The 25,154-nt window shown below is 59.3% G+C and carries 24 protein-coding genes, 1 tRNA gene and 2 pseudogenes; 11 read left to right on the top strand and 16 right to left on the bottom strand.

Going from position 1 to position 25,154, the window contains the following annotated elements:
- Positions 1–100 precede the first annotated feature (100 nt).
- The 3 genes and pseudogenes from ACVDG8_RS09135 to ACVDG8_RS09125 form a co-directional block, all read left to right on the top strand.
- Positions 101–649, top strand: a complete 549-nt coding sequence (locus ACVDG8_RS09135; RefSeq protein WP_447254414.1) for a MarR family transcriptional regulator — start codon at positions 101–103, stop codon at positions 647–649.
- Positions 636–1,397 carry a DUF4336 domain-containing protein gene (locus ACVDG8_RS09130; protein WP_447254413.1) on the top strand — a complete coding sequence of 254 codons (762 nt, stop codon included), beginning with the start codon at positions 636–638 and terminating at the stop codon, positions 1,395–1,397. The genes ACVDG8_RS09135 and ACVDG8_RS09130 overlap by 14 nt, the downstream gene beginning before the upstream one ends.
- Before the next feature lie 234 nt (positions 1,398–1,631).
- Positions 1,632–2,003 (top strand): annotated as a pseudogene (locus ACVDG8_RS09125) (ATP-binding cassette domain-containing protein); the annotation flags it as partial.
- On the opposite strand, the gene tnpB reads toward ACVDG8_RS09125, so the two are convergent.
- From tnpB to ACVDG8_RS09095, 6 genes and pseudogenes are all read right to left on the bottom strand, one after another.
- Positions 1,998–2,321, bottom strand: coding sequence for an IS66 family insertion sequence element accessory protein TnpB (gene tnpB / locus ACVDG8_RS09120; protein WP_447254412.1), 324 nt, complete (start codon positions 2,319–2,321; stop codon positions 1,998–2,000). The pseudogene ACVDG8_RS09125 and the gene tnpB overlap by 6 nt on opposite strands.
- Positions 2,318–3,199: an IS66-like element accessory protein TnpA gene (gene tnpA, locus ACVDG8_RS09115; RefSeq protein WP_447254411.1), complete on the bottom strand. Its 882-nt coding sequence runs from the start codon at positions 3,197–3,199 to the stop codon at positions 2,318–2,320. The genes tnpB and tnpA overlap by 4 nt, the downstream gene beginning before the upstream one ends.
- 255 nt (positions 3,200–3,454) lie before the next feature.
- Positions 3,455–3,529: transfer RNA gene (locus ACVDG8_RS09110), tRNA-Gln, on the bottom strand.
- 99 nt (positions 3,530–3,628) lie between these two features.
- Positions 3,629–4,748, bottom strand: a pseudogene (locus tag ACVDG8_RS09105) (glycosyltransferase).
- Positions 4,745–5,869 carry a glycosyltransferase family 4 protein gene (locus tag ACVDG8_RS09100; protein WP_447254409.1) on the bottom strand — a complete coding sequence of 375 codons (1,125 nt, stop codon included), beginning with the start codon at positions 5,867–5,869 and terminating at the stop codon, positions 4,745–4,747. The pseudogene ACVDG8_RS09105 and the gene ACVDG8_RS09100 overlap by 4 nt, the downstream one beginning before the upstream one ends.
- A 77-nt stretch (positions 5,870–5,946) precedes the next feature.
- Positions 5,947–7,221, bottom strand: coding sequence for a hypothetical protein (locus ACVDG8_RS09095; RefSeq protein WP_447254408.1), 1,275 nt, complete (start codon positions 7,219–7,221; stop codon positions 5,947–5,949).
- Positions 7,222–7,442: 221 nt separating this feature from the next.
- Here ACVDG8_RS09095 and ACVDG8_RS09090 point away from each other — a divergent pair, with 221 nt between their 5' ends.
- Positions 7,443–8,198 carry a hypothetical protein gene (locus ACVDG8_RS09090; RefSeq protein WP_455707653.1) on the top strand — a complete coding sequence of 252 codons (756 nt, stop codon included), beginning with the start codon at positions 7,443–7,445 and terminating at the stop codon, positions 8,196–8,198.
- Positions 8,199–8,842: 644 nt separating this feature from the next.
- Here ACVDG8_RS09090 and ACVDG8_RS09085 read toward each other — a convergent pair.
- Positions 8,843–9,571, bottom strand: a complete 729-nt coding sequence (locus ACVDG8_RS09085) for an FkbM family methyltransferase (protein ID WP_455707652.1) — start codon at positions 9,569–9,571, stop codon at positions 8,843–8,845.
- A gap of 218 nt (positions 9,572–9,789) precedes the next feature.
- Between ACVDG8_RS09085 and ACVDG8_RS09080 the strand changes: the two genes are divergently transcribed.
- On the top strand, positions 9,790–10,611 hold the full coding sequence (locus ACVDG8_RS09080) for an ABC transporter permease (protein ID WP_447254405.1): 822 nt from the start codon (positions 9,790–9,792) through the stop codon (positions 10,609–10,611).
- Entirely contained in the window at positions 10,611–11,315 is a 705-nt protein-coding gene (locus ACVDG8_RS09075; RefSeq protein ID WP_447254404.1) for an ABC transporter ATP-binding protein, read from the top strand. Before ACVDG8_RS09080 ends, ACVDG8_RS09075 begins: the two co-directional genes overlap by 1 nt.
- A 26-nt stretch (positions 11,316–11,341) precedes the next feature.
- Here the strand turns inward: ACVDG8_RS09075 and ACVDG8_RS09070 are convergent, their stop codons facing one another.
- From ACVDG8_RS09070 to ACVDG8_RS09040, 7 genes are all read right to left on the bottom strand, one after another.
- A complete protein-coding gene (locus tag ACVDG8_RS09070; RefSeq protein WP_447254403.1) occupies positions 11,342–12,100 on the bottom strand; it encodes a hypothetical protein in 759 nt (252 codons plus the stop codon).
- Positions 12,101–12,447: 347 nt separating this feature from the next.
- Positions 12,448–12,570, bottom strand: a complete 123-nt coding sequence (locus tag ACVDG8_RS09065) for a hypothetical protein (RefSeq protein WP_455707651.1) — start codon at positions 12,568–12,570, stop codon at positions 12,448–12,450.
- 80 nt (positions 12,571–12,650) lie between these two features.
- The gene (locus tag ACVDG8_RS09060; protein ID WP_447254401.1) at positions 12,651–13,562 is read right to left on the bottom strand and encodes an NAD-dependent epimerase/dehydratase family protein; all 912 of its coding nucleotides are present in this window, start codon (positions 13,560–13,562) and stop codon (positions 12,651–12,653) included.
- 11 nt (positions 13,563–13,573) lie between these two features.
- On the bottom strand, positions 13,574–14,560 hold the full coding sequence (gene gmd / locus ACVDG8_RS09055; protein ID WP_447254400.1) for a GDP-mannose 4,6-dehydratase: 987 nt from the start codon (positions 14,558–14,560) through the stop codon (positions 13,574–13,576).
- Between the two features lie 86 nt (positions 14,561–14,646).
- On the bottom strand, positions 14,647–16,062 hold the full coding sequence (locus tag ACVDG8_RS09050; RefSeq protein WP_447254399.1) for a mannose-1-phosphate guanylyltransferase/mannose-6-phosphate isomerase: 1,416 nt from the start codon (positions 16,060–16,062) through the stop codon (positions 14,647–14,649).
- An 11-nt stretch (positions 16,063–16,073) separates the two neighbouring features.
- Entirely contained in the window at positions 16,074–17,486 is a 1,413-nt protein-coding gene (locus ACVDG8_RS09045; RefSeq protein WP_447254398.1) for a phosphomannomutase, read from the bottom strand.
- A 93-nt stretch (positions 17,487–17,579) separates the two neighbouring features.
- Positions 17,580–17,924 (bottom strand): VOC family protein, encoded by a 345-nt coding sequence (locus ACVDG8_RS09040; protein ID WP_447254397.1) that lies wholly within the window; start codon positions 17,922–17,924, stop codon positions 17,580–17,582.
- A gap of 216 nt (positions 17,925–18,140) precedes the next feature.
- Between ACVDG8_RS09040 and ppdK the strand changes: the two genes are divergently transcribed.
- The 5 genes from ppdK (at position 18,141) to ACVDG8_RS09015 (ending at position 24,166) form a co-directional block, all read left to right on the top strand.
- On the top strand, positions 18,141–20,825 hold the full coding sequence (gene ppdK / locus ACVDG8_RS09035) for a pyruvate, phosphate dikinase (protein ID WP_447254396.1): 2,685 nt from the start codon (positions 18,141–18,143) through the stop codon (positions 20,823–20,825).
- A gap of 114 nt (positions 20,826–20,939) precedes the next feature.
- Positions 20,940–22,043: a glycosyltransferase family 9 protein gene (locus tag ACVDG8_RS09030; protein WP_447254395.1), complete on the top strand. Its 1,104-nt coding sequence runs from the start codon at positions 20,940–20,942 to the stop codon at positions 22,041–22,043.
- A 174-nt stretch (positions 22,044–22,217) separates the two neighbouring features.
- A complete protein-coding gene (locus ACVDG8_RS09025; RefSeq protein WP_455707650.1) occupies positions 22,218–22,376 on the top strand; it encodes a hypothetical protein in 159 nt (52 codons plus the stop codon).
- 88 nt (positions 22,377–22,464) lie between these two features.
- Complete coding sequence (locus ACVDG8_RS09020) at positions 22,465–23,316, top strand: glycosyltransferase family 9 protein (RefSeq protein ID WP_447254394.1); 852 nt, start codon at positions 22,465–22,467, stop codon at positions 23,314–23,316.
- Between the two features lie 103 nt (positions 23,317–23,419).
- Complete coding sequence (locus ACVDG8_RS09015) at positions 23,420–24,166, top strand: polysaccharide deacetylase family protein (RefSeq protein WP_447254393.1); 747 nt, start codon at positions 23,420–23,422, stop codon at positions 24,164–24,166.
- Positions 24,167–24,209: 43 nt separating this feature from the next.
- On the opposite strand, the gene ACVDG8_RS09010 is transcribed toward ACVDG8_RS09015, so the two are convergent.
- Positions 24,210–24,599 carry a DUF427 domain-containing protein gene (locus tag ACVDG8_RS09010; protein WP_447254392.1) on the bottom strand — a complete coding sequence of 130 codons (390 nt, stop codon included), beginning with the start codon at positions 24,597–24,599 and terminating at the stop codon, positions 24,210–24,212.
- 106 nt (positions 24,600–24,705) lie between these two features.
- On the bottom strand, positions 24,706–25,062 hold the full coding sequence (locus tag ACVDG8_RS09005) for a hypothetical protein (RefSeq protein ID WP_447254391.1): 357 nt from the start codon (positions 25,060–25,062) through the stop codon (positions 24,706–24,708).
- Positions 25,063–25,154: the final 92 nt, after the last annotated feature.

Raw genomic sequence — 25,154 nt, 5'->3', positions numbered from 1 at the left:
TTTGCAATGACCGAAGCCCGGGTCTTGCGAACCTGCTAGCGTACCAAGCCTTTGCTTGATATATGTCATGTCATGACATATTGTGAGGGAGTTGAAAAGAGTGTCAGCAGCCGATCCTTCCAGTCCTTCAGGGCCACGATCCGGGAAGGCCGCCAAACGGGCTCGCGCCCGGTTCCAAAAAGCATCCGCTCACGACAGCAACGAAGCGGGTGAAGGAAGATCTTCGAGCCTGGACGACAATGCGTATCAAGGGTTGGCGGGATTCCGCTATGCGCTGCGCCGATTTCTGGCATTCAGCGAGGTTGCCGCCTTGGCCGCCGGGGTCACATCGCAGCAATATCAGGCACTGTTGGCCATCAAGGTCCATCCTGATCAAGCCATCATGATCAAGGACCTCGCGGCGCAGATGCTGCTTCAACCGAATGGCGCGGTGCAACTGGTGGATAGGCTCGTCAGCGCTGGGTTGGCCGAACGGCGACAATCTCCCGCGGATCGCCGCAGTGTGCTTGTCGTCATGACCGACAAAGGGGTCGCGCTGCTTGAGCGCCTTGCCACCGATCACCTTCAGGAAATGTTCAAACACGAACCGTTGCTGGCCGAATCTCTCAGGCGACTGAGAAGTATGGAGCGATCAGGTGAAATCACTTAGCCAAGCTCGCGAATACAACTGGTTGGAGCCGTACGCGCCGATCAATGTGCTCAAAGCGGCGGCAACCGATATCTGGATCGTCGACGGACCGGAAATCGAGTTTGGTTTCGGTTGGCTGAAAGTGCCGTTCACCACCCGCATGACGATTATCCGGCTTCATTGTGGAGATCTGATCCTTCATTCGCCTGTGCGCCACACGTCTGCTCTTCAAACGGCGATAGAGAAGCTGGGGCCGATCCGTTATCTCGTCGCACCGAATTCGCTGCACTATTGGTGGCTGCCGGAATGGAAAGCTCGCTTGCCTGGAGCGACCGTTCTGGCAGTGCCAGATCTGCAAAAGCGCGCGAAGCGCCCGGTAATCGTCGATACGGTGCTGGTGGATCAGAACACGCCGTGGCCCGAAGAAATCAACACGCTGGTTGTCAGCGGCGACGCGATTACCGAGGCGGTATTCTTTCATCGCGCTTCACGAACTCTGATCCTCACCGACTTGATCGAGAACTTCGAACCGAAGCGCATTCATGGCTGGTTCTATCGTATCCTCATGAAACTCGGCGGTGTCGTCGACCCGAATGGCAAGGCCCCGTTCGACATGCAATTGAGCTTCTTTCGGCACCAGAAGCCGTTGCGGGCGGCGGTTCGCCGCATGATCAACTGGCAGCCGGAGCGCGTGATCATCTCACATGGGCGCTGGTACGAGGCGGATGGCGTCAAGGAACTCAAACGCGCCTTCCGCTGGGTGCTGTGACGGCGGATGATTGCCTGACCGGTCGATACCTCGGCCCTGCGTTCGGGGGACAGCCATGAGCATTCGATCGCCGGTCGTTCGCGCAGGATGGCAATCGCCGACCATTCGCTCAGGAGATATGTCATCAAGTGATATATATCCAGCCAAAGTTGTATTGACGGCCGTGGAGCGTTGCTGCGCTACTGATCCGGTATCGTCTGACTGCATGGGCCTGGATGAAGTGCTCTTTCGCGGACGGCAGGCAATAAATGGCCGCTCGAACGCATCTACGCCATTTTCCTCAGACTGGCACAACGCCGCCGCAGCCGAGGCACGGACCTGTCGGGCGGCGAGCAGCAGATGCTGGCGGTCGCTCGCGCACTCGTGCGCGATCCTAAGATTGTGTTGCTCGACGAACCTTTCGAAGGGCTGGCGCCGGTAATCGTTCGCGATCTCATGGAGGCTTGCCAAAAGCTGGCGGACGGCCTGACCATCGTTCTGGTCGAACAGAACTTGGCTGCCACGTTTGCCTTGGCGCATCGCGCCTATATCATCAACAACGGTCAATCCTCAAACGATATCTTGGGGTCTGAATTGGCGTTCCAAGAGCCAAGCTCTATTTCATGAAGCGCGCCAGTCGATGCCCTCGATCAGCATCGCAAGCAGCGCCGGCGTCACTGTGATCGAGCCATTGAAGCCGGCCGTTACCGGCCACACGAAGCTGCCCTGGTCGAGCCGTTTGGTGAACAGGCGCAGGCCGTTTCCATCCCAGAACAGGATCTTCAGCATCGACGCCTTCTTGCCCCGGAAGGCGAACAGATGACCCGAGAACGGGTCCTGCTTCAGCGTTTGCTGCACCAGCATGGCGAGCCCATCGAGACCTTTCCTCATATCGGTGTAGCCCAGCGCCAGATGCACCTTCACGCCCGCGGGAACGATCATCATCTTCCTGTTCCTTCGCTTTCGAGATGCTCACGAACGGCATCCGGATCGCTGCCGGCGGGCGCAAATACGCGCCGGCCGTCAGGCAGATCGATCGCCGTCATTCCATCCGGCGGCTGCAGAAGTGCCGCCGGCGTGCCCTCAGTCAGCGCGACGGGCGCAAGCTTCGCGCGCTTCTTCTGCGCCACGCCGAACTGCACACGCCAGCGAAACAGCATGCCCGTGACGATCCCGTGCTTGCGCGCGACCTGCGAGACGCTGACGCCCGGCTGGTCGCTCTCCAGCGCGATGGCATGCTTTTCCTCGTCGCTGAAGAAGCGTCGGGCAGGCTGCCGAGGCGCGCCAGGATCATCCTTCGATGAGGTCGTCAAGCTCGATTCCGCCGGTGTTCCGCTAGCACTAGTGCTAACGACCGGACGGGCGGAGGGATGAAGATGCGCCCGCCAGTCGATTTCGACCTCGCCCTCGCCCAGTCGGTCACGCCATGTGCGCAGGCTCGTCGGCGAAAGATGCAGCGCGGCGGCGTATTCACGGATGCCCATGACGCTCCAGTTCATCGCCTCGACATGCATCGCCCAGAACGCCTGGACGGCGCGGTTGCGCACATCCGTGCTCACCGCAAAGCGCAGCCGAGCGCGCCTTTTCTGCCGCTTCGCTCGCTCTTCCAGGCGCTTCTGGCGGCGCAATTCCGCCTGATATTCCGCCTGCTTACGTGCCGCGTCGTTGCCCGCGAAGTACTTCAGCCAGCGATCGAGCGTATCCTTCGTCAGGCGATGCACACGGCAATATTCCGTCCGCGTCAGACCGCTGCGCCGCCACGCCTCGACGTGAACCACCCAATAGGACTGCCGGGCCTTGTTCTCGAAATGTCTCAAATTCACCGGAGATCCTCCATGCTACGAAGGAGCCCGACATGTCGCGCCATTGCACTACGCAATCTGGGTGCAAAGTCCGGACGCTTACACACGACCGAAGGATGGCAAGATAAAAGCCCGCACATTGTGCCCACCTGTACATGGGACGATGGCGAGGTTCGCGCTGTCTTTCGACAACCGTTTGATTTGCTTGCAGAAACAACCGCAGTGCTATCGACTGAGCAGTCCCAAGGGATAGCCATGTCCAAAGGGCATCCAGCTTGGCTGGGGCGCCAGGATTCGAACCTGGGAATGTCGGTACCAAAAACCGATGCCTTACCACTTGGCGACGCCCCAGCAGGCGGGCGTGCCCGCTGCGCGCGGCCTTATAGGACGAGGCGCGGCAAAGCTCAATGCCGGGAGAGCACGAAAGCAACAGCAATCACAGGCGACCGGCTAGGCGCCGCGATTGGACAGTCGCATATAGAGGTCGGCATAGGCCTGCCCCATTTTCTCGGCGGTGAAGAGCTCGCAAAACCGTTGGCGCGCCGCCTGTCCCCATCGTTCCGCTTCTTGCGGCGAGATCGATCAGGCGGTTGATGGCCTCGGCCAGGCGATCGGGGTCGGACGGCGGCACGACCAGACCGGTGACATCGGCCTTGTTCACATAGGACGTTCCGGTTCCGATATCGCACGAGATCATTGGCTTGCCGCTCATGGCCGCCTCCACGAGCGAAACCCCGTAAGCCTCCGAGCGTTGGTTCGAGGGAAAGACGAAGCCGTTGCAGGCATGAAGCAGGGCCATCTTCTGTCCTTCCGACACTTCGCCGAGGAAGATGACATTGTCTCGGCCGAGCTTTTCGACCTGGCGTTTCAATTGCTGCTCGATCGGTCCCGATCCGGCAATGACTATTGTGCATCGCGCCCGGTCAGCCGCATCGATAAGCACATCCAGTCCCTTGTAGTAGCGCAGGACGCCGACGAAGAGCACGAATGGACCCGACACCGTCGACCGGCACCAATCGATGTCGGCCGTGGTCGGCGCCGGATAGGCGCTTTCGTCGATGCCGATCGGAATGACGCTCGATTTGGCTGCGAACCGCCTGAGCACGGCGCTCGACCGCAGATAGTCGGGCGATGTCGCGACGATGGCGTCGACGTCGCCCAGGAAGCGCATCATCAACGGCCTGTAGAACGACAGGAGCAACCGTTGCCTGACGACGTCGGAGTGATAGGTGACGACCGCCGGCTTGCCGTGACGGGCGCGGAAATGGGCGATGTCCATGACCGGCCATGGAAAATGATAGTGCACAAGGTCCGATTGCCGGGCGAGCGCGTCGAATTTGCCAAACACCGCGCGCGAGAACCCGGTCGAGGCCAGCTCGAAATCCAGCTTGGCTTTCACGGCCATATGGCGGTCCATGCGCCTGGTGTTTTCCGCCGGAGCGCGGCTCAACGACAGGACCTGCGTCTCGACGCCGTGCCGTGCCGTGCTTTCAGCGATGGCATGGATGGTCCGCTCCACCCCGCCGAAGCTGTCCGGCCAGTATGTCTTGAAGAAATGCAGGACTTTCAAATAGGCGTCTTTCGTCTTAACCGGATGGCCTGCTCAAAGAACTCTAGCATGCCTTTGGCATGATTCTCCCAGGTGAAACGCTCCGCATTCCGGCGGGCTCCGGCGGAAAGCTTCTGGCGCAATGGGGCGTCGAGGCAAAGCTGCCCGAAGGCATCGGCGATCGAATTGACGCTCTGCGGGTCGACGAGAACGGCGCTGCCGCCGGCAACTTCAGGCATCGACGAAATGTTCGAGGTCAGCACCGGTTTGCCGAACGACTGCGCCTCGACGATTGGGAAGCCGAAGCCCTCGTAAAGCGACGGCATGGTCAGAAAGAGGCAGTGCGCGTAGAGGCTCGCCAGCATTCGGTCGTCGACGAAACCGGTGAAGATGACGTTCCGCTCGAGTCCGCCGCGGCGCACGTCGTCGGCCAGGCTCGTCTGTTTCCATCCGCTGCCGCCGACGATAACCAGATCGCAGCGGGAGCGGGTGCTTTCAGGCAGCATCCCATAGGCCTGGATCAGCTTGCCGAGATTCTTTCTCGGCTCGAGCGTGCCGACGAAAAGCGCATAGGGCCTGACGATGCCGAGCGTTTCGAGGCTGGAAAGATCACCTGGCGCGGGAAGGGGAGTGGTGCCGGGTGCAACCGTCGCGACTGGCGCTTTCAGCCACGGAAATTCTGTCCGCAGCGCCGTTGCCGTGGCGTCTGAATCGCTCGCCACGATATCGGCCCGTCGCAGAGCAGGTTTCATCAGCAGGCGCTCGCCGAGCAAGGTCCGGGCGTGCATGGTATCCGGCGCGTGCAGCCAGACGAGATCGTGGATCGTCACCACGCGCGCGATATGCCTGTTCAAAGTGAGCGGCAGCCGGTGGGACGGTCCCCAGAAAACATCCAATTGATCCTGCGCAGCCCAGGCAGGCAGCATGGCTTGCCCCCACAGCGCCCGCGCCGGCAGGGTCTCTGCCCCGCCGGTCCGCAGCTTCGCATCGGCAGGCAGGTCATGGACGGTATTGATCGGGGCGGGAGCGTAGACGCAAATCTCGGCGCCGAGCACCGACAGCGCCTTGATCGACTGGTGGACGAACCTGCCTATTCCATCCGTGGCCGATCTCAGGTTCCTGCCGTCGATGCCGATTTTCAATGTTGTCTCCGGAGGCCGGACATCGGACGTCGCATATTCATGGAATCGAGTTTGAAGGATGATGCGATAGCACCGCCTCAAGCTGAGTCAACAGCCCAGCCGTAAGAGTCGAAAGCTACGCCCCGTCTCCTGTCGTCGCCGGGCGTTTCATCTGCTTCGGTTTCATTGAGTAGCAACGCGATCTTTAGAAAGGCCCTCCTTGAACGGGCTCGAATTGTTGCCGTCTCCAACCAGCCTTCCGCCGACTGGAATGAATGTGTGCGCGGCACATCATCAACCTCAAAGCGAAGCTGACTTCGTAGACGTTTAGAGGCATAGCCGCGTATCCATATTCTGATGGATAGATCGACGTCGGCTGGACACGAAAGGTACAAAGCTGTTCGTGTACAAGGCCCCGTCCATACGCAACATTGAGGTGAGCCGGCGGCGTCCCGTCCCCAATGGCCCGAGCCGAGGATTGTATCCCTGACGGAAACGACTGAGAAACCGTCACGGGCAAACGGCCGCAAGCGTTTCGTAGCAAAGGCTGCGTGGTGTCTCTCGAACTCAGCCTCGTTGTATACGGCCGCCGCCACACTATGGCGCTTTTCGAACAACTCATCAGCGCGGTCGTAAAGAACTTGGTCGTGAACGGTGAGACAGTCGAGAAGGCGGTTGGCCTCCTTGTCTACCTCTGAAGCCAAGGTGCGACTGGACCCCGTGACGTTCAAGGCAACTGCTTGCTCAGGATCATGAACCAGCCCGAGCGTCGATGCGATCGCTGCCCTGGTCTCGGGCAATCGCGAGGTAACGCCTACTACGTGATAATCCTGTTCGAGCGCGCGGAGCGCGATAGGCAGCAGCGGACGTGTGTCCACCACATCTTCGACAATCTCTGTCGTGTTTCCAGCGGCAAGCGCTCTCGTCATATAATTATCAAGTAGAAATCGTACCGTTGATTGGGAGTTCTTCCTCAAAAACGAGGCCAGGGAGAGACTAACAGAGTCTCTGAGGGCCTCATCTTCAAACGAACCATTGTAACCTTTTATTCGGGCTTCGCGCCGCCAATCGGCAATCTGCGAAAGGATGCGTGCTTTCGGATCTCTCAAAACTGTAGTGCAAAACACATCGTCCGGCGCGAACACTCGAATTGGCAGATGGGTGCCAAATGCGTATGAGGTCGAGAATACTGTCGACGCCGCACTCTTCATGGGTTGATTGAAGCGTTCAACACGCCTCAATAGCTTTAGCGTTTCCGTTTCATCCCAGACTCGATCATCTGGTTGATGGGAGTTCAGCCAACTGTTCAGCGACGTGCCGCCGCACTTCTTTAGATGAAAATGATAGATTTTCCTGAAACCACTAGCGAACACCGGCTATAGCCCCCAAGCACAACGCAGGCGCATATGCGTGGCAGAGCCGTTGCGCCCATCGATCTTCTGAATCTGCCAAGTCGCCGCCCGTCCTTTTCGCTAGATCCTCGCCTCGACTTAGCAATTCCCGATGTTATGGCGTCAAAGGCCGGCAGTGAAGACCATTACGCGCGAGCCCGGTGGTTAAGCCCCCAAAAAATGAAACCTGTGATAAAGTTGGGATGAAATTCTGGTTCATCGCGGCAAGACCATCACTGCGCAGGCGAGATGGCGTGGCGTCGGCCGGAACCGGACTACCAGCGCAGATCCCTGCTTTAAAAATTTGGGAAGGACATATGCATAATCGTAAGAATCTTGAGGCTGATCCTGAAATTATGGCAGAGCTTTCGTGTTGGGGAGCGCAGTCATTATCCGCCTTATCTGCTTTTATAGTCGAAAAAATGTACAAAGCAGAGGCAATTAAATGCATGGATTCATTTAAAGAACTTAAGAAGCATGTGGAATACTTCGAAAATAAGGCAGGGGTTAAACTTACATCGATAATCGATGGAATTGATTTCGAAGTCGAAAAGGCCATTCTACTTGATTTTTCAAAAAACTGCTTTGTAGCAGCCAAGGGAGTTGATGGCCTCAATAAAAGTATTGTCAGTATCAAAACTGACTTAAATGGCGTTAGGTCTGCCTTGGCGAGGATACAAACGCAGCTTCTGATAAATTCTTGGATAGTGGGGTCTGCTGATGATGATCAAGATCGCCTCAGAAAGAGAATAATTGGGATTGGTTCTCTGCTATCCCCGATGGCTGTGACTGGCGTGAGCAAGATTAGAATAGGCAGCCAGACTGACGGCGGCTACGTAATGTTGGATGATTTTGTTGGAGTTGATGGGGCCCTGTCATTCGGGATAAACGATGAGGACAGCTGGGACGTAGATATCGCCAATAGGGGGTTATTGTTCATCAGTACGATAACACAATAGAGAGATCACCATCCAGGAATATAAATATTATTTTCTTCAGGGAAAGAATCGGGTCTCCAAATCGTCTGGATGCGACATCAATAGACAAGGCAGTTGATCGCATAGGAGGCGAAAAAATCGTTCTCAAGTGCGATATAGAGGGGTCGGAATGGGACGCTTTTACGTCTGTGGCGGATACTACGCTGAAGAAAGTATCTCAAATAGTCTGTGAATTTCATGGGTTCGGATCGATCGAGAGCGATTTACCATACGCAAAAATGGAAAGAACGTTAACTAAATTGCATTCCGTATTTCAGCCAATTCATGTTCATGCCAACAATAGTGCTCCTTGGCTTATTATTGGTGGAGTGCCGTTCCCGAGCGTTATGGAAGTTACGCTGGTCAATAGACTAATGTATAAATTCCAAGAATCAACAGAGTTATTCCCTACAAACCTTGATTTTCCAAATTCACCTAGATTTCCAGATTTTTATCTCGGTAGATTTCAGTACAGAATAGAAAAATAGGTTGCGCATAGCCTGGCTTGGCGGTCAAAGACTGTCGATCGGCGCCGAGGTCGAAAACTCGGCGCCGATCGCTACTGCGCCCGCTCAAAATAGTATCCGGTCGGTAGAACTGCGGTAGCCGGGGTCCACGGGGTCGTACTAGGTCCATGCGAGGCGATTGCATAGCCAGCCCCCAACAAATGCTCCAGCAGCACTCCCGGACGCCCCCCCTCCAGCTTCAATCATAGGCGGATGCATTTCAACGTACCCACGCTCCACACCACTTTGGACGATCGAGGAGCCTAATTCATGCTCAGCCCCCTCAATATCTATCTTGGCAAAAGTTGGTGCGGCACCGATAAAAGCTGCCAAAGGCTCAATCTGGAGATCGATCTGAGGGACTTCTCCAGCGCTCTGCACGTTGAAAGTCATTGATGAGAGGACAGGCACTCTGATTATCTTACGTTCCGGGCCAATGCCGACCGCATGGACCGTAACGTTCGAAAGGCTGTTTAGTTTTGCTTGGGTGCGCGTGGATGCGGCATTCCAAGGGTACGGGTCGAAGGCGTGGACGTGGCCGCGAAGAGCGCGAAGAGCGAACCACGTGGTTAAATAACCCGCATTGCAGCCAAGGTCGAAGACCACGTCATCCGATCGCACGAAGTTCGTTGAGTCCATCTTTATCAGGGACCACTCCTTCAATCCCGGCGGATACCAGTTTTTTGACTCCTGATGGAACGTGAGGAAACGAAAGCGGTGTCCTGCTTGCTCATGTTCGATGACTTCGGGATCGACGCGAGAATAGGATCCAAGCATCGGTGCATATTTCTCGATTTGATCGAGCTCCCGCATGAAATCGCCGATAATTTGCTCATCCATCACGCGCATGTGATTACTCCGAAATTGAACGCGGTGGTTGTTAACACTGATCTGGTTGCGGCTGCAATGAGCGGACGGCTAGGCATAGCTTCCACGCCGAGCCCCTTTTTTCACGCTGCCCAATTGAAGCCGCAATGAGTAGCGAAATGCGGGCTCGACTCGCGATTTGATAATAACTATACGACCGCACACGGGGCGCTGTTGGGAATACAGATTTGGATGTAGGAATGCCTCGGGCTGACAGGCCAGGAAAATCATTCTTTGAAGCGGTGTTAGATGGTGCTGGCGATCTTCGTGGCGCTTGGTCCCGAAGGCGGACCGCGTCGTACTTTGCATGGACAGATACCATCGCGCGATACCGAAGAAGTGTGCTCGGCCCATTGTGGTTGGTCCTAGGAACCGCGGTAAGTGTTGTTGGCCTGGGGCTGGTCTGGAGTGTCCTTATGGAGATGCCTGTCCAGCGCTTCGTGCCGATGCTCACGGTAGGGCTCATAACTTGGCAGTTTATCGCTGGAACGATTACGGAGGCTAGCGGCGTTTTTCAACGCAATACCGCTACTCTGACAAGTATCTATGCGCCTCGGTTTTCATTTTCGAGCGAATTGCTCTTGCGGCAGCTCGTAATGCTTGGCCACAACGCAATTGTTCTTGCAGTTGTTTGGATCATAATCCCTACCCACTGGAGTTGGACAATGCTGCTCGCATTGCCGGCTCTTATCCTCGTCGTCGGCAACTTATTTGCAGCGGCGCAAGTGATAGGATTCATAGGGGCCAGGTATCGAGATGTTGAACCGCTAGTAGCCGCTATCATGCCGATGTTGTTTTTTCTGACTCCCGTTCTCTACGAGTCTCGGCAGCTAGGTCCGATTAAGAACGTGATGCTTTTCAATCCCTTAGCTCACTGGATAACGGTCATCAGGGATCCGATGATGGGCGACGTTCCGAGTCTCTTGAGCTATTTGGTTGTCGTCGGCACTGGTATCACCCTCTGGATCGCGGCACTTTGGATAACCGGCGCTAAGGGCGCACGTTTACCGTATTGGATGTGATGGCTGAAGTTCTGCTTGAGAATGTGACGGTTAGGTACCCGATCTATGGTGTGGGTGCGACCTCCCTGCGAAATCAGTTAATTAACGTTGGCACTGGAGGCATGCTGTCTCGAGAAGGCCGAGCGACCGTCGAGGTGACCGCACTCAGGGACGTCTCACTTCAGCTGACAAACGGAGACAGGCTTGGACTGGTCGGGCACAACGGTTCCGGCAAGACGACGCTACTCAAGACAATCGCCGGCATTTTCGAGCCGACGCTAGGGAAGATATCAGTTACCGGGCGCATCGCAACTGTCTTCGGTTTGGGTACGGGCGCGTTGCCTGACTTGAGCGGTTATGAGAACATTCGTCGGATGTCCATGCTGCTTGGAGCTACCTTCAAGGAAGCAGAAGCATCAATACCAGACATTGAGGCGTTCACAGAATTGGGCAGTTTTTTGAACGTTCCCATTAGGACCTATTCCGCAGGCATGACCACCCGGCTGCTTTTCGCTGTCGCAACAGCAGTTCACCCCGAGGTGCTGGTCGTGGATGAAGTGTTTGGGGCCGGTGATGTTGGCTTCCAAGCTAAGGCACGAAAGAGAATGGCTGAGTTCGTTGAGCGTGCAAGCATCGTGATATTGGCCTCCCACTCAACCGAGATTCTTGATCAGTTCTGCAACCGTAGAATCATGCTTGAGCACGGACAAATAGTGAATGCATGAAACTGTCGTTTGACGCCTGCTGCGAGCTATTTTCGTTTGGTAAATCTGGCGGCATCGACATACATCTGCGCCCGCGCTTCGACGGTCACAGTATCAGCGTAGCGCGCTCGCGCTTGTGTGCGAACAGGCAACATTGCGTCATGTCGGTCTATTTTTTGCGCCAGTTCGAGGTGGTTACCTATCTCGAAGAAGCTGAGAGCGTCTTTGGCGTACTTTCCGAGCTCGCGAAACGCACCGGTTCTAGTACAATATATAGGACGTTGTAAATCGAGTGCTTGTGAAGCAGGACCAGAAGACGTCTGGCCGACTTCCTCGTAAGGCAGAAGGATAGCGTCGCAGCCTACCATAAGCTCTGCGAAGGTACGATTATCAACTGCGCCGGCAAAGTGAACGCGCTTTAGCAATGCGGAGCGCTTGGCATCGGCTTCATCTCGTTCTCCGGCATCAAACGTAGGCTCAAGAAACTTGGTTATATCTTGGATAGGCGGTTGCTCGCTGGTCGCATGCACGACCCCTTCAGGGTGGAGGCCACCAACAACAAGAATATGATATTCTGGCGGCAAATGATTGAGTGCGCGCAACGCCACTTTAGTCCCTTTAATTCCACCCAGAAAGCCAAAGACACCGAGCACTGTTTGCCCGGACGTTCCGTATACGTCATCCAGCTTTTGGCGATAACGTTCGTGATCGAACTCTGCCTTTTCGGCTTGCGTAAAATAGGAAAGGGGCATGTCGAAGATATGCTTAGGATTGACACCCAGCAGCGTAAGGCGAGTCTTTTTCACGACGAGTTTGCACGACGTGAGCGAATTTTTCCTGGTTTGACCGAATTGCTCGCATTAAGCGACGGAAAACCGTTTGACCGTAACTATGTCTAGCTAAATGGAGTAAAGATCTAAAGCTCTTCGGAAGCGGTGGAGGGAGTGTAGGAACGGTATGATAGGTAATAACAACTCTCTTGCTGACGTTCAGTATTGATTTCAGTGTTGCCCATATCTGCTTTTGTGAGCGGCCGAAAAGCCCAGGCTCAAGTTCAATTACTACAACATCTGCTTCTGATATCACTGCCAGCGATTCTGCTAGCGCGCTTCGCGCCATAGAATGGGCCATCGGTCCCGACGAGCGTAGCAGGTCAACAGGGAGGAGCTATCGAGAGGTTACCGCCGAGCAGTTCGCGTAGCGGGCCTTCAAGGTGCTCGACATACTGGGCGATGCCGCAGTCGCGCTGGTAGCTCGAGATGATCGCAAGTTTCATGTGGACAAATCCCTTACAAGTGGCACAGCGAAGTAGTCATTCGCCACTGCAAATCCGCTGCCAAAATTGCAAGACGTCGGCTATTGTCTGCTCGAATGGCACAAAAGGCACCCATTTGAGTTCCTCAGCGACCTTCGAAATATCACCGGAAGTGACAGGAATATCGTTCGGGCGAACTTTTTCTGGTCAGTGCGCACTTCGATATCTATGCCCGATTGAGCGATAAGAGCATCCAGAATATCTCTGATTCTGCGAGGTTGACCGGACGCGATGTTGTAGACGCAATCAGGCCCCGCATACTGATCTTGAAACGCGGCAATCGTATAAGCGCGCACGACGTCGCGAACATCAAGAAAATCGCGCATGGCTTCCACGTTCCCGACATGGATGACTGGCTCGCTCTTGCCAGACAGGATTTCGGCGACTTGATGCGCGAAATCGGAAACCACATAGGTGTCGGACTGGCCCGGGCCTGTGTGATTGAAAGGGCGAAAGCGAATGGCGCGCAAGCCACTATAGCACATTTGACCAATCATAAGGTCTGCGGCTGCTTTGGTAGCTCCGTAGACGTTCACCGGTCTAAGCGGAGCGTTTTCGGTCAGAGGTTCGGCTGTGCTGTGAAAAGATGCTCCATAAGCTTCTGAACTGCCAACATAGATGAATCGGGCTTTAGGCGTGTGACGCATCACTGATTCCGCCAAGTTCATCGTTCCCATAACATTGACATCCCATGCCCGGCGAGGAGTGTCATGTGCATCAGCCGGCGCAGCAACCGCCGCCAAATGGATGATGGCGGTTGGTCGGATTTCGGAAACAGCCTGGTCAACAGCATCTTGGTCTCGAAGGTCGATTGGGGTCCGCCGTTTCAAGCCCCGCCCGAGCAAGAAAACTTCGCACCGATCGTGCTCGCGTTCCAGCAATTGCAAAAGCGCTGTGCCAACAAACCCGCTAGCGCCGGTCACGAGGATGCGATGAGTCACAGGACCGCCCATATCTTGATCGTTCAGTATCTCGATGGACGCGAGTGGCGCTCGAGATCGGCGTCCACCATCTCGCGGATCATTTCCTCCAGCGAGATCGTCGCCTCCCATCCGAGCTTGGCTTTTGCCTTGGCCGGGTTGCCGAGCAGGATTTCCACTTCAGCCGGCCGGAACAGGTCAGGATCGATGACCAGGTGGTCTTCCATCTTCAACCCGACATGCTCGAAGGCGATCCGGCACATGTCGCGCACCGTCGTCGTCCTGCCCGTGGCGACGACATAGTCGTCCGGTTGGTCCTGCTGCAGCATCAGCCACATGGCGCGGACATAGTCCTTCGAGTGGCCCCAGTCGCGCTTGGCGTCGATATTGCCCAGGCGCAACTCCTTGATCATGCCCTTCTTGATCCGCGCGACCGCGTCGGTGACCTTGCGGGTCACGAACTCGATGCCGCGAAGCGGCGACTCGTGGTTGAACAGGATGCCGCTCGAGGCATGCAGGCTGAAGCTCTCGCGGTAGTTGACGGTGATCCAGTGGCCGTAGAGCTTGGCCACGGCATAAGGCGAGCGCGGGTAGAAAGGTGTCGTTTCCGACTGCATCGGCTCCTGGATAAGGCCGTACATCTCCGACGACGAAGCCTGGTAGAAGCGCGCCGTCGGGATTTCGAGACGCAGCGCCTCGAGCACGTTGGTGACGCCGATCCCGGTGACGTTGCCCGTCAAAATAGGCTGCTGCCACGAGGATTTGACGAAAGACTGGGCGGCAAGATTGTAGACCTCGTCCGGCTTTATGTCGCGCATGGTGCGTGCCAGGCCCGACAGATCCGTCAGGTTGCCGTCGACAATCCGTACGTCTTTTTCGACGCCAAGCCACTTCAGGCGCGTGGTGTTGACGTCGGCGGTGCTCGAGCGCCGCGCAAGTCCGTGGACCTCATAATCCTTTGAGAGCAAAAACTCCGCCAGATAAGCGCCATCCTGCCCGGTAATACCGGTTATCAATGCTGTTTTTTTCATCAATGCTCTCAAAATGTTCCGATAATTGCTCCCCCAAGCCCTTTATCCGTTGTTTGCCCGCCCCAGCCCTGCGGACGAATGAATCGCTATGCGCGCCCGTATACGTCGTCGAAGCGCACTATGTCATCCTCGCCGAGATAATCGCCGCTCTGAACTTCGATGATCACCAGGTCGATCTTGCCCGGGTTCTCCAGCCGGTGTTTGTGGCCGCAGGGGATATAGGTCGACTGGTTGGTCGCCAAGAGCAGCTCCTGGTCGCCGTTGACCACTTTCGCCGACCCGCTGACCACCACCCAATGTTCCGATCGATGGTGGTGCATCTGCAGGCTGAGCCGCCGCCCCGGTTTCACCTCGATGCGTTTGATCTTGAAGCGCTCGCCTTCCTCCAGGACCGTATAGGTGCCCCATGGCCGGTGCACGGTGCTGTGTAGGAGATGCGCCTCATGCCCCGATGCCTTGAGGCTCTCGAACAGCTTCTTGACGTCCTGGACGCGGTCGCGCGAGGCCACCAGCAAGGCGTCCGGCGAATCCACGATCACCAGGTTGCTGACGCCGACGGTGCCGATGACGCGCCTGTCCGAGCTGATATAGCTGCCGGCCGTGTCCACCATGTGAACATCGCCGCGGATCCGGTTGCCGCTGCCGTCGGCCGGGGTCAGTTCCGCCATGGCGTTCCACGAGCCGATATCGTTCCATTCCATCTCGCAGGGAACCACGGCAAGGTTGCGCGTCTTCTCCATCACGGCATGATCGAGCGAGATGCGCGGCGCGAGCGCGAAATGCTCGGCCGAAAGTTCGATTTTCCCGGTCTCGCCGCCATTTTCGACGCGGGCCAGCTCATAGCTTGCGGCAACCGCCTCGAGCACGGCAGGGCAGTGCGCCGCCATCGCCTCGAGCATGGTCCGCGCCTTGAAGCAGAAGATACCGGCATTCCAGAAGAAGCGGCCGGATGCCACGTAGGCCTCGGCCGTGGCGAGGTCCGGCTTTTCGACGAAACGGATGACCTTCTCGCCATCGGCTTCGATATAGCCGAAGGCGGTGTCGGGACGGCTGGGCCTTATGCCGAGCGTGGCGATCAGTCCCTGCCGCGCATGGTCGATCGCCCGTCCCATCACGTCGCTGAACGCGGGCAAGTCGCCGATCATGTGGTCGGCCGGGAAAATGCACAAAATCGCGTCCGGGCCTTGTGTCGTGTTGGCGTGGACGACGGCCGCGGCCACTGCGGCGGCCGTGTCGCGCCCTTCGGGCTCGAGCAGGAACGTATGCGGCGGAACCGCCGGCGACAGTTCGTCGAAATCGTCCTTCGTCAGGAAAAGGTGGTCTTTGGACGTGACCGCGACAAGCTCCGCGACATCCTTCAGTGAAACCGCCCGCAGCACCGTGTGCTGGATCAGCGAGCGGCCGTCGGCGACCTTAAGGAAAGGCTTTGGATGCGATTGCCTGGACGCCGGCCATAGCCGCGACCCGGCGCCGCCGCTGATGATGACGGGAACCACTTTCATTAAACGGCCTCTCACTCATCTGCCTGTATGGTGTCCCGCGCCCGTTCCAGCGCTATTGCCACAATTGCCGCTGCTCTGTCACCGCTTGCGGCCTCGGCATAGCAACGAAACTCCGGAGCGTTGCCGGAAGGCCGCAGATGGACGATCTCGCCGCTTGCCATGCGCGCCCTGATGCCGTCGGTCTCATCGACATCGGCGACAGTTCCGAAGGGAGCGAGAAAATCCTGCAATGCATTCCGGTCGGCGAAACGGTGCATCAGGCTGCGCGATTTCTCGATCGGGAAGTTCTCGAGGCGCTCGCTGGCGCAGACCGGAAGCTGCCAGAGCGCACGCAGGCCGGACAAGGATTTTCCGGTCGATGCCACCGTGCCGAGCACGGCCAGGATCGGCAAAAACGAATCCCTGGTCGGCAGCGCGGACAATGTCTTGCCGGTCAAGACGCAGTCGGACCCAAGCAGGACCCCGCCATTGGCCTCGAAGCCGACGATCGTGCCGCCGGTCGACTGTGCCGCCTGCATGCCGGCTATGACGAAGGGCGACCCGACCTTCGTTCTCACCACCTTGAAGCCGAAGGCGTCGGAAATGCCCGAATTGGAGGTCACCGGCGTCACCACGGTGTCGGCCCGCACGAACAGGGCTGTGGCCAGACCGATCAGATCGCCGCGGAACAACGCGCCATTTTCGTCGATGATAAGAGGACGATCGGCATCGGCGTCTGCCGAGAGCACGGCGTCGAAGTTGAAGTCGCGCACCCAATCCTTCGCCTTCGCCATCGTTTCCGGGCTGACGGCCTCGGTGTCGACGGGCACGAAAGTCTCGGTTTTCCCGACCGAGACGACATCGGCGCCATAGGAGCGCAGCACCTCGACCAGCAGTTCCGCCGCCACGGTGCTGTGCTGATAAACGGCGAGCTTCAATCCGGAAAGCGCGCGCGGCGGCAAGATGGCGCCGACACGGTCCCGAAACGCCGCGAGCGCCTTATCATGGCCGGCCTGCCGCTTGGCATGGGCCGGCGGCCAGGGATAGTGGTCCGACAGCTCGGCGACAGCGCGCGTGATCGCGGCCTCGTCCGCCTTGTCGATCTCGCCTTTCGGGCCATAGAACTTGATGCCGTTGCGGTCGGCCGGGATGTGCGATCCGGTCACCATCAGCGCGGCGCCGCCATGCTGGCGGGCGTAGAAGGCAAGGGCCGGCGTGGGGATCGGGCCGCAGTCGATCGGCTCAAAGCCGGCTGCCGCGAGCGCCGCCATGCAATTCCCGGCAATTTCCGGGCTGCTGTCGCGCAGATCGCGCCCCACGAAGACTTTGCCTTGTTCGAAGCCGGTGGCGCGCAGGCGGCGGGCAAAGCCCGCCGTATAGAGTCCGCTTGCCCTTCCGACCAATTCGGAAGCCAAACCTCGAACGCCGCTTGACCCGAATTTCATCAGTCCGCTTTTGTTGTTGGAAGGTTGGGCTGCTACTTATTGGAGCAGGGCCGCCTGTCAACCGCAAAAATCGGCGGGAAATCTGCGTCTTTTCTAATGTCCCCAGACGGCGAGCTCGTTGCCGGCCGGATCGGTGAAGTGAAAGCGCCTGCCGCCGGGGAAGGCAAAGATCGGCTTGATTACGGCGCCGCCGGCATTCTCGACGGCTTCCAGCGTTTCTTCGAGATTTTCGGAATAGAGCACGGGCAGCGGCTTGGCTGGCGCCTCGCCGGCATCCGCCTGGAAGCCGCCGTCAAGACCTTCGCCAAAGGCCGAATAGGTTGGTCCGTAGTCGGTGAACGACCATGAGAACGCCGCACTGTAGAACGCTTTCACGCTGTCCAGCGTGCCGCCGGTCGCCGGCAGTTCCAGATAGTCGAGTTTTCCGTTGAGTTTCATGACGCTACTCCACTATGTTCCCGTTATGTTCTATATCCCATGCCGGCGCGCGGCAAGTCTTTTTGACGCAGCTTTTGCTTAATCGATTGTAGAGGCCAGGCCCGCCAGGGCGATGCCTTGCCTTTCGCACTGCAGCATCATATCGCTCGAACCGGAAGGCGGGGAACCGGGTCTTGACCCCGCTGTTGTCTATCTTCCACGCACTGGAGGACGAGCATGACCAAGTGGGTTTACACCTTCGGCGACGGCGCTGCCGAAGGCCGTGCGGGCGACCGCAATCTTCTCGGCGGCAAGGGTGCCAACCTGGCCGAGATGTGCAGCCTGGGGCTGCCGGTGCCGCCCGGTTTCACCATCACCACCGAGGTCTGCAACGCCTATTACGCCGACGGCCGCACTTATCCGGCCGCGCTCGAGGCCGATGTCGTGTCGGCGCTCGACCATATCGGCAAGCTCACCGCCCGCCGCTTTGGCGATCCCTCGAAGCTGCTCTTGGTTTCGGTCCGCTCGGGTGCCCGCGCGTCCATGCCCGGCATGATGGACACCGTGCTCAATCTCGGCCTCAACGACGAGACGGTCGAGGCCTTGGCCGCCGATTCCGGCGACGCGCGCTTCGCCTATGACAGCTACCGCCGGTTCATTCAGATGTATTCCGATGTCGTCATGGGCCTCGACCATGAGGTGTTCGAGGAGATCCTCGAGGACGAGAAGGCGAATCTCGGCCACGAGCTCGACACCGAGCTCAGCGCCGAAGAGTGGCAGCATGTGATTTCGCTCTACAAGGCCAAGGTCGAGGAAGAGCTCGGCAAGCCGTTCCCGCAGGACCCGCACGAGCAGCTCTGGGGCGCGATCGGCGCCGTCTTTTCAAGCTGGATGAACAGCCGCGCCATCACCTATCGCCGCCTGCACGACATTCCCGAAAGCTGGGGCACGGCGGTCAACGTCCAAGCCATGGTGTTCGGCAATATGGGCAACACGTCCGCCACCGGCGTCGCCTTCACCCGCAATCCCTCGACAGGCGAAAGGCAGCTCTACGGCGAATTCCTGGTCAACGCCCAGGGCGAGGACGTGGTGGCAGGCATCCGCACGCCGCAAAACATCACCGAAGCGGCGCGCATCGCCGCCGGGTCCGACAAGCCGTCGCTGCAGAAGCTGATGCCGGACGCCTTCCAGCATTTCGTCGACATCTCCGACCGGCTGGAAAAGCACTACCGCGACATGCAGGACCTCGAATTCACCATCGAGCGCGGCAAATTGTGGATGCTGCAGACCCGATCGGGCAAGCGCACCGCCAAGGCGGCGCTCAAGATCGCGGTCGAGATGGCCAGGGACGGGTTGATCACCAAGGAAGAGGCGGTTGCCCGCATCGATGCGGCCTCGCTCGACCAGCTCCTGCACCCGACCATCGATCCGAACGCCGCCCGCGATGTGATCGGCATGGGCCTGCCGGCTTCGCCGGGCGCCGCCACCGGCGAGATCGTCTTTTCCTCCGGCGATGCCGAGGATGCCAAGGCGCTAGGCCGCAAGGCGATCCTGGTGCGCATCGAGACCAGCCCCGAGGATATCCACGGCATGCATGCCGCCGAAGGCATCCTCACCACGCGCGGCGGCATGACCAGCCATGCCGCCGTGGTGGCACGCGGCATGGGCAAACCCTGCGTCTCGGGCGCCGGCTCGCTGCGCGTCGACTACAAGGCCGGCACGCTGCTCTCGATGGGCCAGACCTTCCGCAAGGGCGACATCATCACCATCGACGGCGGCAACGGCCAGGTGCTCAAAGGCGCGGTCGCCATGCTGCAGCCGGAACTCTCCGGCGACTTTGCCGCCATCATGGAGTGGGCCGATGCCGCGCGCCGCATGAAGGTGCGCACCAACGCCGAAACCCCGCTCGACGCACGCATGGCGCGCTCCTTCGGCGCCGAAGGCATCGGCCTTTGCCGCACCGAGCATATGTTCTTCGACGGCGACCGCATCATCGCCATGCGCGAAATGATCCTGGCAGACACGGAAAAGGACCGCCGCGCCGCGCTCGACAAGCTGCTGCCGATGCAGCGCTCGGATTTCCTCGAACTGTTCGAGATCATGGCCGGCCTGCCGGTGACGATCCGCCTGCTCGACCCGCCGCTGCACGAGTTCCTGCCCAAGACCGAAGCCGAGCTTGCCGAGGTTGCCGCCGCCATGAACGTGTCGGCCGACAAGCTCCGCCAGCGCACCGAGGCGCTGCATGAGTTCAATCCGATGCTTGGCCATCGCGGCTGCCGGCTTGCCGTCTCCTATCCGGAGATCGCCGAGATGCAGGCGCGCGCCATCTTCGAGGCCGCCGTCGAGGCCGGCCGCAAGGCCGGCGCGCTGGTGGTGCCGGAAATCATGGTGCCGCTGGTCGGCCTGGTGAAGGAACTGGAATACGTCAAGGCGCGCATCGATGCGGTCGCGCAAAGCGTCATGCAGGAAACCGGCACCAAGATCGACTATTTGACGGGCACGATGATAGAACTGCCGCGCGCGGCGATCCGGGCGCATGTCATCGCCGAGGCAGCCGAATTCTTCTCCTTCGGCACCAACGACCTGACGCAGACCACCTTCGGCATCTCGCGCGACGACGCGGCCTCCTTCCTCGAAACCTATCGGCAGAAGGGCATCATCGAGCAGGATCCATTCGTGTCGCTCGACATTGACGGCGTCGGTGAACTGGTGCGCATGGCCGCCGAAAAGGGCAAGGCGACGCGGCCCGACATCAAACTCGGCATCTGCGGCGAGCATGGCGGCGACCCGGCCTCGATCCGCTTCTGCGAGGAGGTCGGCCTCGACTACGTGTCGTGTTCGCCCTACCGCGTGCCGATCGCAAGGCTGGCCGCGGCACAGGCGGCGGTGGCGGCCAGGAAAGACGGCGCAAAGCGCGCCTGAGCGTCGCGCCTTACGATTTTGTATGGAATGTCACACGAACGTGCGTGTTTCGGCCCTGAATCTCGACACCGTTTGAAACCAGTTTCTGGCCCGAATTCGTCGGTGCCAGAGACCATGTTGCAGATTTCCCCCACCACTTTCCGGTCGATCCTGATCCTGCAGACCAAGTTCATCGGCGATATCGTGCTCGCCTCGACGCTGGCGAAGAACCTGCAGCTTCAATATCCCGGCGTCAGGATCGTGTTTCTGTGCGAGGCGCGCTTCGCAGGTTTTCTGACCGGCCATGGCATCGCTTCCGAGGTCGTTCCCTTCAGCCGCACCAAGATGCGCGGCTCGGTGCTGCAGCGCGGACGCGAGTTCTTCCGCGCGCTGCGCCAATTGCGGCAGCACCGCTTCGATATGACGATCGACATCACCTGTTCGAAAACCTCGCGGGTCATGTCCGAACTGGTCAATGCCCCGATCCGGCTCGGCTATGTTCCGGCCGAAAAGCCGCTGCGCTGGTATGAGCGTCAGCCTGCCAATGTCGCCATGAAGCCGTTCGGATTTGGCGAAAAGCACTTTCTCTACCGTTATCTTTCGCCGCTGGAGGCGCTCGGCGTCGAGCCGCGCGTCAGGGCGCCCGATATCCGGCCGTTGCCTTTCGAGACGACGCGCGCGCTCGCCTTGCTGGCCAGGCACCATATTCAGGCGAACGGCTTTATCGCCGTGCATGCCGGGGCAAGCTTCATCGGGCGCCGCTGGCAGCCGGAGCGCTTTGCCGCCGCCATCGACAGGATAGCCGGGCAAACAGGCCTCGGCATTGTTCTGGTCGGCGGTCCCGACGAGAGCGAAGCGACCGACCGGATCATGGCGTTGACGAAGACGCCTGTCGTCAACCTGGCGGGCGCGCTGCGGCTGGAAACGCTGCTGGCGCTGCTGAGGGAGGCGAGGCTGTTCCTCGGCAACGAGAGCGGTCCCATGCATATGGCGGCGGCGGCCGGCACACCGGTCGTCGGGCTGTTCGGCCTGACCAACCCGATCCGCTGGAGGCCGGTCGGCGTGCCCGCCATCTCCCTGCGGCCATCGATGCCATGCGATTGCGTCGGCGGCGATCTGTGCCACCGGACGGATCCGAGCAAGGCATGCTGCGTCTGGCGCCTGGACATCGATCCGGTCGTCGACGCGGCGCTCGAATTGCTGGCTCGGACGGATATGCTTCTCGAAGCCGCGGTCTGATATTTGTGGGAAATGCCGTGCAAACCTGCCTTTGACGCCGCACCAGGCTCACTATGGCCCACGTCCCTGCAGTTTTGTATAGAGGTCACGTGATCATGCGCGTGACGGTTCCATATGTCGACTTCGTCTCAACCCGGTTTCGTGGACTCCGATTCGTCCGGTGTCCAGACACGGATGTTGCAGACCCCTGGCGCCTTCCGCTCGATCCTGATCCTGCAGACCAAGTTCATCGGTGATCTCGTCCTTGCCTCCGCGCTGACGAAGAACCTGCAACTGGCTTATCCGGGCGTCAGGATCGTCTTCCTTGCGATGCACGCTTTGCAAGCTTTCTGACCGCCCACGGCATCGCGGCCGAGACGGTCACTTTCCAGCGTGCCAGTACGCGCGGCACGATATTGCGGCGTGCCTTGAGCTCTACGGGGTGCTGCGCAAGCTGCGCCGCTTCGGCTTCGATATGACCATCGACCTGACCGATTCAAAAACGACGCACTTCATCGCAATGGCCGTCAATGCGAAGACCCGCGTCGGCTATTGGCCGACCGAGCGGCCGTTGCGTCGGTTCGAGCGTCAGTCCGCCAACGTCCGGGCCAAGCCGTTCGGCTACGGCGAAAAGCATTTTCTGTACCGCTATCTTTCGCCGCTGGAGGCGCTTGGCGTGGATCTGCGGGTGAGGGCTCCTTCTATCCAGCCGCTGCCATTGGAAACCGCGCGGGCCTTGGCTCTGCTGGACAAGGCTGGTCTGCGACGCAACGCCTTCCTGGCGGTGCATGCCGGGGCAAGCTTCGCGGGGCGCCGCTGGCAACCCGAGCGCTTTGCCGAGGCCATCGACACGATATCGACCCAAACCGGCCTGTCCGTCGTTCTGGTCGGCGGTCCCGATGAGACCGAAGCGAACGACCAGATCATGGCTTTGGTCAGGACGCCAGTTGTCAATCTGGTAGGTGCGTTGTCGCTGGAAGCGCTGCTGGCGCTGCTCAAGGAGGCCCGGCTGTTTCTCGGCAACGAGAGCGGGCCGATGCATATTGCCGCGGCAGCCGGAACCCCGGTAGTCGGCCTGTTTGGCCTGACCAACCCCGTCCGCTGGGCGCCGGTCGGCGCGCCCAGCATTTCGCTGCGACCCTTGATGCCATGCGACTGTGTCGGCGGCGATCTTTGCCGCCGGATCGATCCGAGCAGAGCATATTGCGTCTGGCGTCTTGAAGTCGCCCCGGTCGTCGATGCGGTGCGCGAGCTTCTGTCGCAGACGGAGGTGGCCGCGGAGCGCACGGTCTGACATTTGCGTGAAAGGCGCATTGCCGGTCGATGCGTCCCGATTTTCGCCTTGATGCCGGTCTTGTTGCCTCTTCGGCAAGAAATGATGGAATACGGAACGAGTGATGGGTCTGGTTGAAAAGTCTCTGTGCGCGATCGCGCTTGCGGTATCGGTCGTCTCGGCAGGCAATGCCGCGACGCTGGTCGAGCCGACGCTGCGTCTGAAGCCGCAATCCGCTGAACCCAGTGGCGGTCGCGTCGCGCTGACGCTCGACGCCTGCGGCGGAAAGACCGACACAAGAATCCTTTCGGCCCTGGTCGACAACCGCATCCCGGCGACCATTTTCGTCACCGGCATCTGGCTGAAGCGCAATGCCGCGGCTGTCGAGATCATGCGGGCGCATCCCGACCTGTTCGAGCTGGAAAACCATGGCGGCCGCCACATCCCGGCGGTCGATACGCCGCAGAAGATCTATGGCATCCGCGCCGCCGGCAGTCCCGACGCCGTGCAGGCCGAGGTCGAATCCGGCGCCGCCGCTCTTGTCAGCGCGGGTGGGCCGGCGCCGAAATGGTTCCGCGGCGCCACCGCCGAATACAGTCCTTCGGCGATCGCCATGATCCGCAAGCTCGGCTTCAAGATTGCCGGCTTCTCGATCAACGGCGACGGCGGCTCGCTGCTCGGCGCCAGGGAAACGGCGCGCCGCATCGCCGCCGCCAAGGATGGCGATGTCATCATCTCGCATATCAACCAGCCGACCCACGCGGCCGGCGAAGGCGTTGTCCAGGGCCTGCTCGCGTTGAAGCAGAAGGGCATCACCTTCGTGCGCCTGGACGATGCCGAGGGGATCGGCAACGACGGCACGACGGAATAGGCACTCCGCGTGGTAGGCCCGCAGCGTTGGCCAGACCTCTATCTCAGCCCGGTTCGGCTTCGACCGTCACCTTGCTCGTGTAGAACGCGCCGTGGTTGCGGATTTCGGCCATCTCGTCGAAGGGGTGTTCATAGGCCCACATCGCATTCTCGCCAGCTTCCGCGGCGGGCTGGACACTCCAGTAACTGGCATCGCCTTTATAGGGACAGTGCGTCGAGTGCTCGGTGCCGGCGAGCTTGCTGAAATCGATATCGTCGAACGGGATGTAGAAGGCCGCAGGGTAGGGCGGTTCCGAGAGGACCTTGGCCTTGGTCGATCTGGCGATGACGGTGTCGCCGGCGCGTACCGTGACGCTGCCGCGATAGGGTTCGACGGTGATCACCTTGTCCGGATTGCGCTGGAATCCGGGGGCGGGGTTGGCGGGTTTGTCCATGCGGTTTCTCCTTGCGGGAGATTTACATGTGTCGGCACCATGCGTCGCGCAAGCTCGCGCCGCAGGATGCGCGATCACCATTCATTGAACGTCTGTATTGCAGCCGTCAGGCGGCCGTCTTGAAGGCATCCATGAGGCTGGCATAGGCGGCGGCGATGCCCGCGACCGGATTGGCGCTTCTTGCCGCGGTCTCGACCTTCAGCGCGCCGCCGGCGGTTGGCAGCGTGAGCAGCAGGAACTGGCGGTTGTTGGCCTCACCGATGCAGGCGGCCGCGACGTGCTCGCCCACCGATCCGTTCGCGACGCACATCTTGAACAGCAGGGTTCCCCCGACAGCTTCCAGCGCGCCGCCGACCACTTCGGCAAATTCGTCATCGGAAACGGCTTTGCTGTCCGACGTCAGATCGTCCAGACTTTCGGCAAGCGTGCTTTCAAGGGTTTTGTCGTCGAACTGCGTATCCATGCGAACACTCCATTCGCCAATTCTACCCAGCCCGTTAATGAACATTAACGCCGACGATGGCCGGATTGTGGCGGTTTTCCCGGGCTTTTCGG

The organism is Mesorhizobium sp. ORM8.1 (assembly GCF_053005525.2).
The sequence above is the reverse complement of the archived record's forward strand: the minus strand, read 5'-3'. Positions and strand labels throughout refer to the sequence as shown.